Here is a 14,469-nt window from a genome sequence, read left to right on the forward strand (position 1 = left end):
GGAGGTGCCTCATGGACGACCATCCGCGCAGGGGCGATGTGTTTTTCGCTTTCCTCGACCCCGTTCTGGGATGCGAGCAGGGAGGCACGCGTCCCGTCCTCGTCGTGCAAAACGATGCGGGCAACAGGCGCAGCAAAACTATCATCGTCGCCGCCATAACCGGCAAGCCCAAGGCGAACCTCCCCGTGCACGTACCCGTGCCCGCGTCGGCCGGGCTCAGGGAGGGCTCGGTCGCCCTCCTGGAGCAGCTGCGCACCATCGACAAGCTGCGCCTGCGCGGGAGGGCGGGGCACATCGGCGCCGAGCAGATGAGGCTTGTGGACGCTGCACTCGCCGTGAGCCTGGGGCTCAAAGGGCCGGGAGACGACTTCATGCTGCTCACGCTGTGCAGGAAGTGCCATCAGACGTTCTGCGACTCGGACGACTACCTGGTGTGGCGCGCGGACTTCGAGCAGGAGCAACGCGAGCCCTGCACCATCTGCAATACCCGCACGGGCTACGACTACAAGGTCGTGAGGAGATGACCGCGCGGCCTTTCGTCCCTTGTCAAGCATGCGATGCGGAAAATCGCATCGTTTCGCGCTCTGCCGAAATGGCTCATTATGAGCGTCGCGCGGAGGCGGCGTTTGACGACGAGGCGCTTTGCGGGGCCGACCCTGGCGGGCTGTTCCTGCCCGCGCTCGAACCGTACCCCTACATGATGACCCCCTGCCAGATAGCCGAGTTCACGGGCCTCACGTCGCAGGGCGTGAGGAAGCTGTTGGCGGCGGGCGAGATGCGCGGGGTCAAGTTCGGGTCGAAGTGGCTGGTTCCCAAGCTCTGCCTCCTACGCTATCTGAACAGGCGCGAAGATGGAGGAGAGAATGACGAAGACGCTCAAATGCGACAAGCCCGTGGATCTCGATGAGGCGAGGAAGGCGAAGGGGCTTCCCCGCAGGAAGCGCGACGACCCGAAAGCGACCGCCTACGAACTGCGCATCAGGGTGCCCGCCGAGTTCCAGGGGGTCATGGGGCGCAAGAAGCTGTCGCGGACGGTGTTCGCCCGCAACAAGCGCGAAGAACTCAGGGCGCGCATCGCCGAGTTCGAGGAAGATGCCAACAGAATGCTTGAAGATAGGACGACGGGGGTGGGCATTGGGGCGCAAGACGTTTCACCGCTGAGTCCCGCAACGCCTTTCGGAGAGTACGTTGAGCGTTACATTGCGCTCCGCAGCAATGGGGCCATAGGAAGGCAAACCCTAGCCAACGAGCGGCGATACGCCGAGTACCTGCGTGAGGTAATAGGGCTTATCCCCCTTCGCGATTTGACGGCGATGGACGTGGAGCGATGCCTGCTTCAGGTGCCCGAGATTTCGCGGCGGTGGGCAAACGAGCGCGTGGAGGAATGGAAAAGGAAACGCGAGCAGGCGGTGCGCGAGGGGAATCGACGGAAGAAGAAGCCGCTCGGCTCCCCGCGCGTTGCCGGGCCCGATATGCAGCACAAAATCCTCAAATTCTGCCGCGAGATCCTCAACGACGCGCTGGATAGGGAGCTCGTGCAGAAGAACGTGGCGAAGGCGCGCTTCCTCTCCAAGAACTTCAAGAAGAGCCGCCCGCTCATCGACCCTCTCATGGAGGAGGATGCGGCGCGGTTCCTCCACGAAGTGAAGGCGCTTCCCCTGTCGCCTTTCAAGGTGGCGTGCCTCGCCCTTTTCTCCAGCGGGATGCGCCCCGAGGAAGCACTCGCTTTGAAGATGGGCGGCGTCAACGTCGGCGGCGTCCCTTCGGCGAGAATCACCGGGTCGCTCGAACACGGGACGGCGGAAATCGTTGAGTATACGAAGTCCGATTCGTCGTACCGCACGGTTCCTATCGACGATTACACCTCCCGCGAGATAGGCAGATGGATAGAGGAGAAGAGCAGACGCCTGCGCGCCATGGGCATCAGGCCCGGCCCAAGCACGCCTCTCGTGGGAGAACTTGACAAGCCCCTCACCTACAACGTGCTCAAGAAGCAGTGGCAAAGGTTCGTGGAGAAGGTGGGGTTCGAGGGCGTGCGCCCCTACGCGCTGCGGCATACGTTCGCCACCATCAACCTCGCTCGCGGCGAGAACATCAAGACCATCTCCGTCATCCTCGGACACGCGTCGCCGTCCTATACGCTCGACCTCTATGTGGGCTACATCCCCTCGACAAGCAGGGAGCTATCCAACAGGTACGTCTCACGGCTCGAATCGCTGCCGCAGGCCGCATAGTTTTGGAACTTTTGTATTCCGCTGCGTTTTGCTTGGGATGCGTTATAATTCAAGCGCTGCGTTTAGTCAGCGAATGAATTGCGGGCGTCGCCAAGTGGTAAGGCCCAGGCTTCCCAAGCCTGTACCGCGGGTTCGAGTCCCGTCGCCCGCTCCAGCAATCAACGAAGGGCATCGGCGTTTGTCGGTGCCCTTCGATTTTTCTCTTGCAGATGTCCAGTTTTGAAAACAGTTGAAATTTGACGAACTTTTTGACGAACTTCTCGCCATGCGCTAAACTCTAAAAGCGATTTTGCAGGTGACGAGCGGTTTTCTCGGAAATGGAGCTCGGGATGGAAATAGCTTCCCAAGCTTGTATTCGCGGGTTCGAGTCCCGTCGCCCGCTCCATGAACTTCCCGACCCCGCCTTCCGGCGGGGTCGTTCGTTTTTTGGGACGCGGATATTGTTTCGAGAGCGAAAGACCGCTGCTTGGCGTGAGTCAGGGGGACGGCCCTCTGACTCACTGATGCGCGGGCGAGTTCCTTCTCGCCCATAGCCGGAGGTATGCGAAGCCGATGAGGGCGGGCGGAACCGGCGCCGCCGCCTGCGCCGCATAGATTCCGATGAATCCGCAGCCCAAGGAGGCCGCCAGGAGCCAGGCTAGCCCCATCCTCATGATGAAGGCGTCGATGAGAGAGACGTCGGAAACATCCTGCGCAAACGCGAGTACGGCGGGGAGTTGTTCGGAAGTTTTGTCGTCCACTACTCGCTCAAGGTCGGAGGATCAGGGAAGGACGTCTGGTGGGAAGACGGCAGATGGTTCTCTCGCGAAGGGGCATAAGGTATAAGGCAGAAGACCGAGGTTAACCTTCCCAGATCGGACTGAATTCCCCGCATGACTTCACAAGATCGTCGGCTATTGTGGCGCGCCCCTTTCGAGGACGCGCCACGAAACACTTTTGCTCGACCCCCGTACGGCAGACGAGCTCGGTCATACCAGCACTTCGGGTCATAGCCTGAAGGTCGTTGGCTCGAATGCAGCCCTCGCGACCAATAAAACACCAGGTCGGAACGTAATCTCTGACCATATTTATTCTCTTGAGCAGCTCTATGTGGGCGAATATGGGCTAATTATTTGGCTAAGATACCGTGGAACAACCTGCAACCTGGGAAACCCCGTGAAACGCCAGGGTCATTAACCCAAAACCCTGCCAATCGGCGATCCTGCGATTCCATATTGCGAACGCAAAGCTTCGCGTCCTCCTCCCTTCGTAGAAAAATCCTCTCGCGCCCCTCCGATGGGGCGAATAGAACCGAAAAACACCCCTCTCGTTTGCTGCTTACCCGTCCATTCCCAATAATCTAGCCAAGCATCAAAGAAGGGATGTTTCTTTTCGGAAAGCCGAAGACGGAGAAACGAGCGGGGGGATCTCAGCAGCTTTTTCAAATACCAAAGCGATGGGGGCCGCTAATGGGTCCGGCGATCGCAGCCCTGCTGGTTTGATTTGATAGGCAGGCCGTAGCGTTGCTCAATCTTGAATCGCGTTTGCCTCAGCCGCCCGGCGATGTGCAGATGAGCTGAATGACGGAGCAGATCCGGTGTTTTCCGGATCTGCTCGGTATCGCCAGGTCAAGTGGAAGAGCCGGTCTTCATAAGAACTCATGCTTCATCTGCAACTGCCCAGAAGAAAGGCGGCAGCCGCAATTGCTAGTTCAACGTTACGTCGTAAGATGCCAGCGTCTCGTAAGTGTCATTATCCCAGACCTCAATAACCATCTCGACGTTCGTCATTTCGCTAACGCTTGCGACATCATCGGAATCGGCATAGAAGAACGCGCCCTCTGCCAGCTTGCCAGGCAATACGACTTCGCCGCCCCAGAAATCGACCATCTTGCCATTGACGGAGCACGCATCAGAGGGAACCGTTACGTAGATGGGCTTGTCGGATTTATTGTTCACGTCAACAACGTAGCCCGAGCCTCCCCATTCGTCGCTCTTCTTCGCCACGACGTCAATCGTCCACATGTCGTCGTCAACAACGGTGACGGGAGTGAAGGAGGCATCGTAGGTCACTCCGCTGTCGGCAGAAGTAGCGTCATCTCCCTCGTCGCTAAGGATGCCCTCCATGCTCGCGGCATCTTCTTTGATCTTCGCTGCCTCTTCTGCGCTGACCTTCTGGAAGGTCATCTCCTCGCCATCAACAGCAATCGTAAGCTCTTCGCCATTCAGTTTGCCCGTTGCGGAACTGCCTTCGATGGTCAGCGTGAGTTCGGTACTGCTTTTTGCTTCCCAAGTGCCCGATATTTTCTCGCCCATCATATCAAGAACAGCAGTTTTGTCTTCGTTGAGGTCGAGTACGACGCTTATGCCGAACGCCTCCATGGCCGCAATGTCGTCTTCGGTTGCGCCTGCTACGTTCGTCATCTTCCAGCTTCCCTGGAAGTTCGCCGAAGCGTCTTTTTGCGCGCCGCTGCAGCCGGTAAACGCAAGGCTCAAAGCGATTACGAGCGCCAGCGCGGTGATCGATAACAGTCTCTTCATGATTTCCGTCCTCCTCAGTTCGAACGTTTTGTTCGTGAGACGGTTGCCTCACACCGCTATTGATACACTTCGAAAGTCTGCTAATCCATTACCTCGTTGGGTATTTTCTTGGGGCAAAAGAAAAAATACTTAAATTGAGTAGTGTCGCTGTCTTATGCATAACCGCAGTTCAATCACATGATTTCTGAATCCAAGGCCTAAATCGAATACTTCGGTTCTGAAAGTTGATGCGCGGACAATGTTTTGCTGGCATAATGAGCCGTGAGACTCGATCTTTTTCCTATCTGCTGCAAGCAACGATATGTATGGGGGGTTGTGCGTATGAGAAGGATAGTCGGCATCATTCTTTCGTTGGCGCTCGCCTGCGGGCTGTTGCTCGGTGCCGGCTGCGTCCGCTCGCAGAGCAACCAGCCGACCACCATCACCATCTGGCACGTCTACGGTGGCCAGACGGATTCTCCGCTCAACGATCTCATCGATGTTTTCAACAACACGGTTGGTGTCGAAGAGGGCATCCAGGTTGAGGTCGCCATGGTGTCGGACAACAAGAACATCCACAACGGCATCATTGCCGCAGCGGCGGGAGAGCCAGGGTCGCCGAAGCTGCCCGATATGTTCGTTTCCTACCCGAAGACCGTTCTTGCTCTGCCTGATCAGAGCATCCTTGTCGATTATCGCGATTACTTCACCGAAGACGAGCTTGCAGCCTTCGTGCCGGCTTTTCTGGAAGATGGCGAAGTCGACGGCCATCTTGTGTGTTTGCCCGTTGCCAAGTCAACAGAGTTGTTCTTCGTCAACAAAACCGATTTCGACCGCTTTTCCGCTGCAACAGGCGTAACCCTTGACAGTTTGAGAACGTGGGAGGGTCTCTTTGACGCTTGTTGCGTCTACGAGGAATGGACCGACAGCCTTACGCCGGATATCGAAAGCGATGGGAAGGCGTTTTTCGCCCATGATTACCACTTCGATTACTTCCAAGTGGGCATTGAGTCTCTCGGAACGTCGTTTTTCGACGGTGACGACATCTCGTTCAACTCGACGTTCGCCCGCGTGTGGCAGCCTTATGCGCGCGCGGCAATCAGCGGAGGCCTGTGGCTGGGAGGCGGCTATGCGACCGATCCCCTTCGGACGGGGGAGGTGGTTGCCAGCGTTGGCTCTTCGGCGAGCGTTCTGTATTACACCAACGAAGTTATTCGCGCCGACAACACCTCCGAAATCGTCGAGTTCGACATCATGCCCGTCCCGACATTCGCCGGCGGGGAGAAGATGGTGATGCAGCGAGGGGCAGGGATATGCACGGTAAAGTCGACGCCCGAAAAGGAGCAAGCCGCCATCCGGTTCCTGAAGTGGCTTACCGACCCCGAGCGCAATAGCCAATTTGCCGTAAGCACCGGCTATATGCCCGTTGTTCAGGAGGCGTACGATTCCTATTTGCCACAATGCATTGAAAAGCTAACCGACCAAAGATACGTTGAGCTTTATCGCGCCTACATAGAAACCCAGCGGGACTACCTGTTTTACAAAGCCCCTCAAACCGATTCGTATCTGCAGCTTGAAGATGCTTTCGAGTCGAACGTGCGAAAGCATCTCTCGGCGGCGCGCAACAGCTTCATCGAATCAGGAGACGAAAGCAGCGCGGCTCTCGACAGGCTCATCGCCGATAGCTACGAGCAGTTCAAGAAGGGAGTCTGATAATCCGGCAGCATGGATCCCGGTTACGAGCCATGCGATCGCGGAATGATGGCCTAGCATCTGTTTGTCGGGAGGTCAGATTCCCATAGATTGAAACCGGATTCTCGGTTGGCGAAAGGAGGGAGTCGCGCATGAACCGCATACGGCAGACGATCGAGCTTATGCATGCGACGTGCAAGGAAGTCTCCATGCGGCGCAAGCTTGTCGCATATTGGGCTTCGATGATCTTCGTCCTGCTTGCTGCGATGCTCATCCTCGCCAGCTTGTTCGGCGTGTTCTCCATCAGGGAGAGCAACCTCCGTCATGCGCTCGACGCCCATCATGCCAGCACAGTGGCAAGCGTCAAAAAGCAAACGAGCGTGCTTGCCGCCCATGCCATCGCGTTGTCTCAGGAATCTTCGAACGCCCTTGATCACCAGCTGCTCACCCATCCCACATCCAAGCTCAACGACGACCCGGAGGGCATTGCCCGCGCCGAACGCGCGTTGTTCTCCGTGTTGCGCACCGCGCTTGAGACGAGCCCGTGCAGCGGCGCTTTCGTCATCATCGACGCCACTGTCAACACACAGATCGACAACGCCGAAAACTCTCGCGCCGGCGTGTACATCAGGTTTGCGAATCTCAGTGTAAGCGAGGTTGTCGGTCAAGATATCGTTCTATTTCGCGGGACGCCCCAAATCGCTCGGGAAAACAGCCTCGAGCTCCATAATCGGTGGAGGCTGGAGTTCGACAGCTCTCTTATGCCCGGATACGAAACGATGCTCCGCGGTTCGACCGGGAGGGTTTCGGAAAGCTGCCGATGGACAAGCCGTTCGCAGCTTCCCGGCACCTGGGAGGGCGTGGCCATGGTCGTCGCTCCTGTCTGCTCTTCGAACGGAACGGTTCGCGGGGTGTGCGGTCTGGAATTGAACGATTTGCTTTTCAGCCTGTCCTATCCCGCGCAAGATAGCGAGTACGGCTCTGTGATGACGGCCGTAGCCCCTGTAAGCAACGACGTTGTGGACTTGCCCAAGGGCATGACCGGAGAGCTCAAATCAACGTATCTGTCCGACGCCGAAAAACTCTACGTTCGCGAGGACTCCGGCTTCAACGTGTATGAGGCGTCAAACGGCACGTTCGTCGGCCTTCACACGCCGCTTGGCCTGCAGACAACAGACGGCGAGGACGTGTGCGCCATCACCCTCGTTCCCCGAGAGTATTACAGCGCGATGGCCTTCGCCGACCGCATGAAGATCATCGTCGCCTCTTCGCTCCTGTTCGTCGTCGCGCTTATGCTGTCCCGGTATTTGTCGCGTCGATTCGTAAGGCCGATATCCGATGCGGTTGACGCCCTCAAGGCGGACGGATCCATCGGGGACGGCCTGACGGGTTTTTCCGAAATAGACGCGCTCGTTTCAGTATTGGATTCGAAAGCGGCGAGCATCAAGCCGAGCTTGCTTCCTCCCGATGTCGCCTCTTTGCTCGATGAGTTTTCGGCTCGTTTCGCCACGCTTACCGCCACGGAGCGCAAGATAGTAAAGCTTTATGCCGACAACTTGGAAACGAGCGAGGTCGCCGAGCGTCTGTTCATCAGCATCCATACCGCACGCAAGCACAATGCGAACATATATCGCAAGCTGAACGTCGGCTCGCGTGAAGAGTTGGTGCTCTATCTGGAGCTGTTCCGCCGATGCAAGAAGCTCGATGCCCTCTTCGGCGAAGGGGGCGCTTCGCAGAATCCGGAGGCTTAGCTGCCGGTCAGGCTCCTGATCAAATTAAGTACTTTCCCGCGTTCGCGTTGAAATACCCAATAAGGTAATGGAACTTCGCGGACCTCCCCCCGCATAATGCAGTCAACGGAAGGGCTCTCGCCCTGACCTCGCCCCGCAATTCAAACCCCGTCTCGGCGCTCGCCAAGAACTGCGCGGCAGCTATCAAGCGGGCTAGGAATGCAGGCGGCCCTTCCTCTGTGGCGTCGCAGTGGCTGAATGCTGCATTCGGTAAGGGAGGATGAACCATGGGACTGTTCGGGAAGCTTTTCGAGAAGAAAGAGTGCGCTATCTGCGGCGGAGAAATCGGTCTTTTGGGCAACCGCAAGCTTGAGGACGGCAACATGTGCAAGGCGTGCGCAGCCAAGCTGTCGCCATGGTTCGATGAGCGCCGGCACTCGACCGTCGCGCAAATCGAGGAGCAGCTTGAATACCGCGAATCTAACAAGGAAAACGTCGCCGCGTTTCGCACGACGCTATCGCTCGGTGAAACCGCCAAGGTTCTTGTCGACGAAGACGCAGGCCGCTTCATGGTTACCTCGGCGCGCAATTACTCGGAAGCGAACCCCGATGTGCTCGAGCTTTCCGATATCACGGGATGCACTTACGATATCGACGAGGGCATCGACGAGGTGACGCGTTTCGACGAGAACAACGAGGCCGTAAGCTACGATCCTCCGAGATTCACCCACTCCTACAATTTCTATGTAACCGTTTACGTCAACAACCCGTATTTCGACGATATGCGCCTCAAGGTGAACAGCCGAACCGTCGAAGTCGAAGAGAGGCGCGGGCCTGCGGTTTCTGCGAACCCGGGCAGCATCAACCTCGTTATCGGCTCGCTTTCGGGAGCAGAGACGTTCAATCCCGAAGCCAGCGTCGAGTACTGTACGTACCGCGACCTGTGCGAAAGGATAGTAGCAACCCTTCTTGAGAACCGCCAAAGCGCACGTGAGGAAATCGCAGCGGCGGCGGCGCCCAAAGCAGCGGTTGCGTGCCCGTATTGCGGTGCGACAACAACGCCCACAACGACGAACTGTTGCGAGTTCTGCGGCGGAGCCCTTGGCGATTAGGCTTCGCGCTGAATCGGACACCGGGCAACTGATCAACGGAGGCGGCCATGGCTTCGAGCGTGAAAAACTACCAGTGCCCTTCCTGCACGGATCCTCTCGGATTCGATGCGGAAACAGGGTTGCTCGTATGCCTCCGACGCCATAGAGGCCCTCTATGGCGTGCGCACCGAACCCGAGGCATCGGCTGAAAAGGCCGACATGGGTTCCAAAGAGGGCGGTTCGCCTTGGAGCCTGGCGAGAACAGGGGGTTCGACGATGCGGAAGAGCAGGAGATGCGATCATGCTGCTGCCCCTCGTGCGGGGCCGAGCTCGTTTGCGATCATGCGACCATAGCCGCGTCGTGTCCCTACTGCGACAATCCGACCGTGATCCGATCCAGGGTTGCAGGCGCGCTCAGGCCCGATCTCGTTATCCCGTTCAAGTTGGAGAAAGATGCGGCCGTTGCTGCGCTGAAGAAGCATTACGTGAAAAGGCCGTTTCTGCCGAGGTGCTTCAAGGATGAGAATCGAATTCAATCGATCAAAGGGATCTACGTCCCGTTCTTCTTGTTCGACTACACTGCTTCCGGGATCTCTGATTTATATAGTAAATAGTGCATATTTAGACAAAAGGAGAGGCCTCAGCCTCTGTATTTTTTGAGCTCATCTTTCTTGTGCTATGCTGGGCGCGGCAACTTCGCTGAAAGGACTTCCATGGCCGTCTCGCAACTCGACTCTTGTGCGCTCCTTCCCTTTTCCGCCGGACAGCTCACGCCGATGCAGGCGATTGAGGCGCGCCATGCCGTGCGCAGCTACATCGACGAGCCCCTCGCGCCCGAGGCGGTGGAGGTGCTGCGAGAGGCCATCGCCCGGGTGAACGAGGAAGCGAACCTGAACATTCAGCTTGTGCTTGATGAGCCGCGGGCTTTTACCGGCTTTAAGGCGCGGCTTGTGAACTTCACAAATGTGCGCAACTACCTGGCGCTTGTGGGGCCTGAGTGCAAGGAGCTCGACGGCATTCTGGGTTACTACGGCGAGCAGCTGATGCTGCTGGCCCAGTCGCTCGGGCTGAACAGCTGCTGGGTCGGGGGCACCTACAAGGTGGTGAACCGCGCTTACAATGTGGATCTGGGCCAGAAGCTGGCCGCCGTGATAGCGCTCGGATATGGGACCACGCAGGGGGTGCCGCACCGGTCGAAGGCGCCCCAGGCGGTGGTCCCGGGCTACGACGGGGCACCGGAGTGGTTCAAGCGCGGGGTGGACGCGGCCCTGCTCGCTCCCACAGCCTTAAACCAGCAGAAGTTCTCCTTCTCGCTTGACGGTGAAGTGGGCGACGTGCCGGTGGTGCGCGCGTCCACCAGGCGCGGTGCATTTGCCCAGATGGATCTCGGCATCGCCCAGTGCCACTTCGAGATAGGCGCCGGCCCAGCCCTCTACCGCTGGGCGGAATAACCGACTTGAAGAGCCAAGAGAACCGCTCTCTTGGCTCCCGCTCAGATCCCCGTAGGGGGCGACCTTGGTCGCCCCTGTTTTGTCGTGAGTGGTTGTCCCGCTCGCGAGGGCTGACCAAGGTCAGCCCCTACGGGGAGGTGCGGCGGGAAGAAGGGCGCAGCGCTCGCTACTTCCCCGGCATGACCAGCTTCAGCAGGCGCATCTTCCTTTCGTTGAAGGGCGGGTTGCGGATGCCGGTCTCGATGAGGGTCGACTTCTTCATGGTGGACTTGTAGTGAGTGAACGCGTCGAAGCCCACCTTGCCGTGATAGGCGCCGATACCGGAGTTCTGCACGCCGCCGAAGCCCATGGCGTTACTGCTCGCGTGAATGACCACGTCGTTGATGGTGGCCCCGCCGCAGCGCACCGCGTCCAGGATGTGCCGTTGGAACGCGCGGCTCTCCGAGAAGATATAGCAGGCCAGCGGATGCTTGATCGACCGCACAATGTCCAGCGCCTCGTCCACATCGCGCCAGGTGATGACGGGCAGCGCCGGACCGAAGATCTCCTGGCTCATGAGCGGGTCGTCAATGGACACGCCCGTCACCACGGTGGGCTCAATCTGCAGCGTCTCAGGATTGCGCCGGCCGCCGAAGGCGATGCGGGTGCCCTGGGGACGGTCGTCAATGAGCCGGCACACCATGTCGAAGTGCTTCTGATTGATCATGTGCGGGTAGTCGGGGCTGGCCAGCACGTCCTCGCCGTAGTACTCGTGAATCCACCGCTGCAATTCTTCCACGAACTCGTCGGCCGCATCCTCGTGCACAAGCGCGTAGTCGGGCCCCACGCAGGTCTGACCCGAGTTCAGGCACTTGCCCCAGGCGATGCGCTGGGCGGCGCGGCGGATGTCGGCATCGGCGGCGATGAACACAGGGCTCTTGCCGCCGAGCTCCAGGGTGACGCTTGTCAGGTTCTGGGCCGCGGCCGTCATGATCTCGCGCCCCACACGCGGGCTGCCGGTGAACATGATTTTGTCGAATTCCACCTGCAACAGCCAGTCGTTCATGTCGTTTGATCCGTGCCAGCAGTACACGTAGCGCGGGTCGAACAGCTCGCGGCACATATCGCGCAGAAACTGCGACGTGTGCGGCGAGGTCTTCGACGGCTTCATGGCCACGCAGTTGCCCGCGCCGATGGCGTCCACTAGTGGAATGAGCGTCAGCTGCAGCGGGTAGTTCCACGGCGAGAGCACGGCGGCCACGCCGAAGGGGTAGGGGTACACCGTGGACGAGGAGGGGAAGTGCGCAAGTGGCGTAGGCACGTGCCGCGGCCGCGCCCATTGACGCAGCTTCCGTAGGTAAAGGCGAATCTCGTCGTAAACGAGCCCCAACTCGGTGGCGTACGACTCGAAGGCGGATTTTCCCAGGTCGGCGTGGAGGGCATCCAAGGCTTCCTGCTCGTGGGCAAGCAAGTAGGCTTGCAGCCGGCGCAGCTGGCGCAGGCGGAAATCCACGGGTAAGGTGGCGCCGGTCTCGAAGAAGGCTTCCATCTCGTTGATCTGGTTCTGCACGTCAGCCATGGAGGTGGCAACGCCGTAGTTGTTGGGGATGGGGGTCGTGGAAGGCGTGGAAGAGGTATCGTTCATGAGGGGGTTCCTTTCGAGGGAAAGTTACAACCGACGCAGCACGTCCCAGCCGGCCATGGTGATGCAAGAGGGAACGACCTTGCCGATGAGGCGCAGCGCCGCCGACTGAGGGCTCGCGCAGGCCACAGCGAAATGGGCCTTGTTCGCGCAAAGCGCTCGGTGCACCACGTCCTGCGGCGTTTGCTCGCCGAGGAGGTGCCCCACGTCGTGGCCGCCGCCGGAGGTGCGCGCCACCTTCTCGAAGCCGGTCTTCACCCAGGTGGGGCACAGCGCCGTGGCGGTGATGCCAGTTCCGTGCAGCTCCCAGCGCAGGGCGCGCGTGTAGTGCAGCACGAACGACTTGGTGGCGGCGTACACATTCATATGGGGCAAGGGCGTGAAAGCAGCGGCGGAGGCCACCTGGATGATGCGGCTGCCCCGTTCCATATAGGGCAGCGTCGCACGAGTCATATCCACCAGCCCGCGGCAGTTCAGGTCGATCATGGAATCCACCGCGGCATCGGAGATGGTCTGCCAATCGCCGAACTTGCCGAAGCCGGCCGCGTTCACCAAGAACGTGACGCGGGGGTCTTCCGCGGAAAGCGTTGCGCGAATGTTCGCGATGTCGGCCTCGCTGGTGAGGTCGGCGGCTACCGCGCGGGAGGGCGTGTCCAGCTCGCCGGCCACGTCTGTCAGGGCCTTCTCGTTGCGCGCAACAAGCCACAGCTCGTCGGCCACCTGCTGCGCATCTAGCTGCCGCGCGAACTCGCGCCCCAGCCCGGAGGACGCGCCCGTGATGATGGCTACTCGTTTCGAAGGATTCATGGAAAGTCTCTTTTCTGAACAACCGTGGGTTTAACCTAACAGTCAGAAGGCTGTTTCCGCATTGGAAGCGGGCAACCGTTACAATGATGTGGCTCTATAAAAGCTTGAAAGGACCAAAGCCTCATGGCTGCTGAAAAACCAACGCCGCCCTTCGATACGTTTGTGTTCGATGTGGACGGCACGCTGCTCGACACGCTTGACGACCTCGTCGTGCTCACTAACGATGCGCTCGCCGAATTCAACCTGCTCCCGCGCACCCGCGAGGAGATCAACTCCTATGTGGGCAACGGCGTGAAGGCGCTCATGTACCAGGCAGTGCCCGAGGGCACGCCCCAGGACGTGGCCGACGCCTGCCTCGCCCGCTGGAAGGAGAACTACGGCACCTATCCCAACGACCTGACGAAGCCCTATCCGGGCATCCCCGCCCTGCTTGCCGAGCTGCGTCGGCGCGGTTGCAAGTTGGGTGTGCTGTCGAACAAGTTCGACGGCGGCGTGCAGTTCATCATGAACAAGTGCCTCCCCGATGCTGTGGATGTGCAGCACGGGGAAGGCGGCCCGCAGAACTTCCCGCGCAAGCCCGACCCCACGGGTCTGCTCGCCACCATTGAAGAGCTGGGAAGCACGCCGGCGCGCACGGTGTACATCGGCGACTCACCGGGCGACATCCACGTGGCTCGCAACGCCGGCTGTTATGCGGTCGGCGTGGATTGGGGCTATCACGACCCGGCCGATTTCGCCGCCGAAGGCTGGGAACCCGACCTGCTCGTAAGCGATCCGGAGCAGATTCTCGCTCTCGCTCCGGAAGCCTAGCGCCTGTGTCGCAGCGAGGCCGCCTCATACTCTCATGGGTTATCGTTGCCCTGTGGGCGGTCGTGATCTTTTTCATGTCCGCCCATACCGACAGCGATTTCGACGGCACCGGCCCCTTGGCCGCGATCAAACGCTGGCTCGTGGGTCTGGCGGCCCCCGTTTTCGGCCCCGACACCGACATCGTGAACGTGGCGGCCCACTTTACCGAGTACCTGGTGTTTGGTGGGCTGCTCGTTTTGGCCGCGCGGCGCACATGGCCTGCGCTGGGTTGGGGAAAGCTCGCCCTCGTCGCCATCGCCCTCGCCAGTCTTTACGCCGTGACCGACGAGTTCCACCAATCCTTCGTCCCCGGCCGCGTGTGCGACCCCGCCGACTGGCTCACCGACACCCTGGGAGCCGCATTAGGAGCTAGCGCTGCTGTTCTTGCGCTTGAAAAGATGTTGGCAAAGAGGCAAATGGGTTGATCGGGCGAGGCAAGCGGCGGGATCAGAGAGCGAAAGTCTCCGGCAGATCTGGAGGGCGATTTCGGGCGGAA

General features: G+C 59.5%; 14 protein-coding genes and 1 tRNA gene. 11 read left to right on the forward strand and 4 right to left on the reverse strand.

Translation table 11 applies throughout. From position 1 onward, the window contains the following. Window positions 1–11 precede the first annotated feature (11 nt). The gene (locus ACW4LP_RS02995) at window positions 12–524 is read left to right on the forward strand and encodes a type II toxin-antitoxin system PemK/MazF family toxin (protein ID WP_009305495.1); all 513 of its coding nucleotides are present in this window, start codon (window positions 12–14) and stop codon (window positions 522–524) included. A 169-nt stretch (window positions 525–693) separates the two neighbouring features. Here the strand turns inward: ACW4LP_RS02995 and ACW4LP_RS03000 are convergent, their stop codons facing one another. Further along, window positions 694–816 carry a hypothetical protein gene (locus ACW4LP_RS03000; RefSeq protein ID WP_255346938.1) on the reverse strand — a complete coding sequence of 41 codons (123 nt, stop codon included), beginning with the start codon at window positions 814–816 and terminating at the stop codon, window positions 694–696. On the opposite strand from ACW4LP_RS03000, the gene ACW4LP_RS03005 reads away from it, so the two are divergent. The 3 genes from ACW4LP_RS03005 (at window position 758) to ACW4LP_RS03015 (ending at window position 2,388) form a co-directional block, all read left to right on the forward strand. Then, window positions 758–907 (forward strand): hypothetical protein, encoded by a 150-nt coding sequence (locus tag ACW4LP_RS03005; RefSeq protein WP_227791079.1) that lies wholly within the window; start codon window positions 758–760, stop codon window positions 905–907. The genes ACW4LP_RS03000 and ACW4LP_RS03005 overlap by 59 nt on opposite strands. After that, window positions 864–2,234, forward strand: a complete 1,371-nt coding sequence (locus ACW4LP_RS03010; protein WP_009305493.1) for a tyrosine-type recombinase/integrase — start codon at window positions 864–866, stop codon at window positions 2,232–2,234. The genes ACW4LP_RS03005 and ACW4LP_RS03010 overlap by 44 nt, the downstream gene beginning before the upstream one ends. Window positions 2,235–2,314: 80 nt before the next feature. Next, window positions 2,315–2,388: transfer RNA gene (locus ACW4LP_RS03015), tRNA-Gly, on the forward strand. Between the two features lie 1,531 nt (window positions 2,389–3,919). Here the strand turns inward: ACW4LP_RS03015 and ACW4LP_RS03020 are convergent. Beyond that, window positions 3,920–4,753, reverse strand: a complete 834-nt coding sequence (locus tag ACW4LP_RS03020) for a hypothetical protein (RefSeq protein WP_278980017.1) — start codon at window positions 4,751–4,753, stop codon at window positions 3,920–3,922. Between the two features lie 321 nt (window positions 4,754–5,074). Between ACW4LP_RS03020 and ACW4LP_RS03025 the strand changes: the two genes are divergently transcribed. The 5 genes from ACW4LP_RS03025 to ACW4LP_RS03045 all read left to right on the forward strand — a co-directional run bounded on the left by ACW4LP_RS03025 (window position 5,075) and on the right by ACW4LP_RS03045 (window position 10,696). Continuing rightward, window positions 5,075–6,445 (forward strand): extracellular solute-binding protein, encoded by a 1,371-nt coding sequence (locus ACW4LP_RS03025; protein ID WP_302383639.1) that lies wholly within the window; start codon window positions 5,075–5,077, stop codon window positions 6,443–6,445. A gap of 188 nt (window positions 6,446–6,633) precedes the next feature. Next, on the forward strand, window positions 6,634–8,175 hold the full coding sequence (locus tag ACW4LP_RS03030) for a helix-turn-helix transcriptional regulator (protein ID WP_278980019.1): 1,542 nt from the start codon (window positions 6,634–6,636) through the stop codon (window positions 8,173–8,175). Window positions 8,176–8,441: 266 nt separating this feature from the next. Next, complete coding sequence (locus ACW4LP_RS03035; RefSeq protein ID WP_302383638.1) at window positions 8,442–9,266, forward strand: DUF4428 domain-containing protein; 825 nt, start codon at window positions 8,442–8,444, stop codon at window positions 9,264–9,266. A gap of 224 nt (window positions 9,267–9,490) precedes the next feature. Beyond that, the gene (locus tag ACW4LP_RS03040) at window positions 9,491–9,859 is read left to right on the forward strand and encodes a hypothetical protein (protein WP_302383637.1); all 369 of its coding nucleotides are present in this window, start codon (window positions 9,491–9,493) and stop codon (window positions 9,857–9,859) included. A 99-nt stretch (window positions 9,860–9,958) separates the two neighbouring features. Beyond that, the gene (locus tag ACW4LP_RS03045; RefSeq protein WP_202427879.1) at window positions 9,959–10,696 is read left to right on the forward strand and encodes a nitroreductase family protein; all 738 of its coding nucleotides are present in this window, start codon (window positions 9,959–9,961) and stop codon (window positions 10,694–10,696) included. Between the two features lie 166 nt (window positions 10,697–10,862). Here the strand turns inward: ACW4LP_RS03045 and ACW4LP_RS03050 are convergent, their stop codons facing one another. Both ACW4LP_RS03050 and ACW4LP_RS03055 read right to left on the reverse strand, forming a co-directional pair. Beyond that, window positions 10,863–12,320: an aldehyde dehydrogenase family protein gene (locus tag ACW4LP_RS03050; protein ID WP_161128030.1), complete on the reverse strand. Its 1,458-nt coding sequence runs from the start codon at window positions 12,318–12,320 to the stop codon at window positions 10,863–10,865. 24 nt (window positions 12,321–12,344) lie between these two features. After that, on the reverse strand, window positions 12,345–13,124 hold the full coding sequence (locus ACW4LP_RS03055) for an SDR family NAD(P)-dependent oxidoreductase (protein WP_161128029.1): 780 nt from the start codon (window positions 13,122–13,124) through the stop codon (window positions 12,345–12,347). Between the two features lie 123 nt (window positions 13,125–13,247). On the opposite strand from ACW4LP_RS03055, the gene ACW4LP_RS03060 reads away from it, so the two are divergent. Further along, window positions 13,248–13,934 (forward strand): HAD family hydrolase, encoded by a 687-nt coding sequence (locus tag ACW4LP_RS03060; RefSeq protein ID WP_114548272.1) that lies wholly within the window; start codon window positions 13,248–13,250, stop codon window positions 13,932–13,934. A gap of 5 nt (window positions 13,935–13,939) precedes the next feature. Further along, window positions 13,940–14,398 carry a VanZ family protein gene (locus ACW4LP_RS03065; protein ID WP_451917120.1) on the forward strand — a complete coding sequence of 153 codons (459 nt, stop codon included), beginning with the start codon at window positions 13,940–13,942 and terminating at the stop codon, window positions 14,396–14,398. The last annotated feature ends 71 nt before the right edge of the window (window positions 14,399–14,469 follow it).

The sequence above is a fragment of the Adlercreutzia sp. CNCM I-6215 genome (assembly GCF_977072315.1).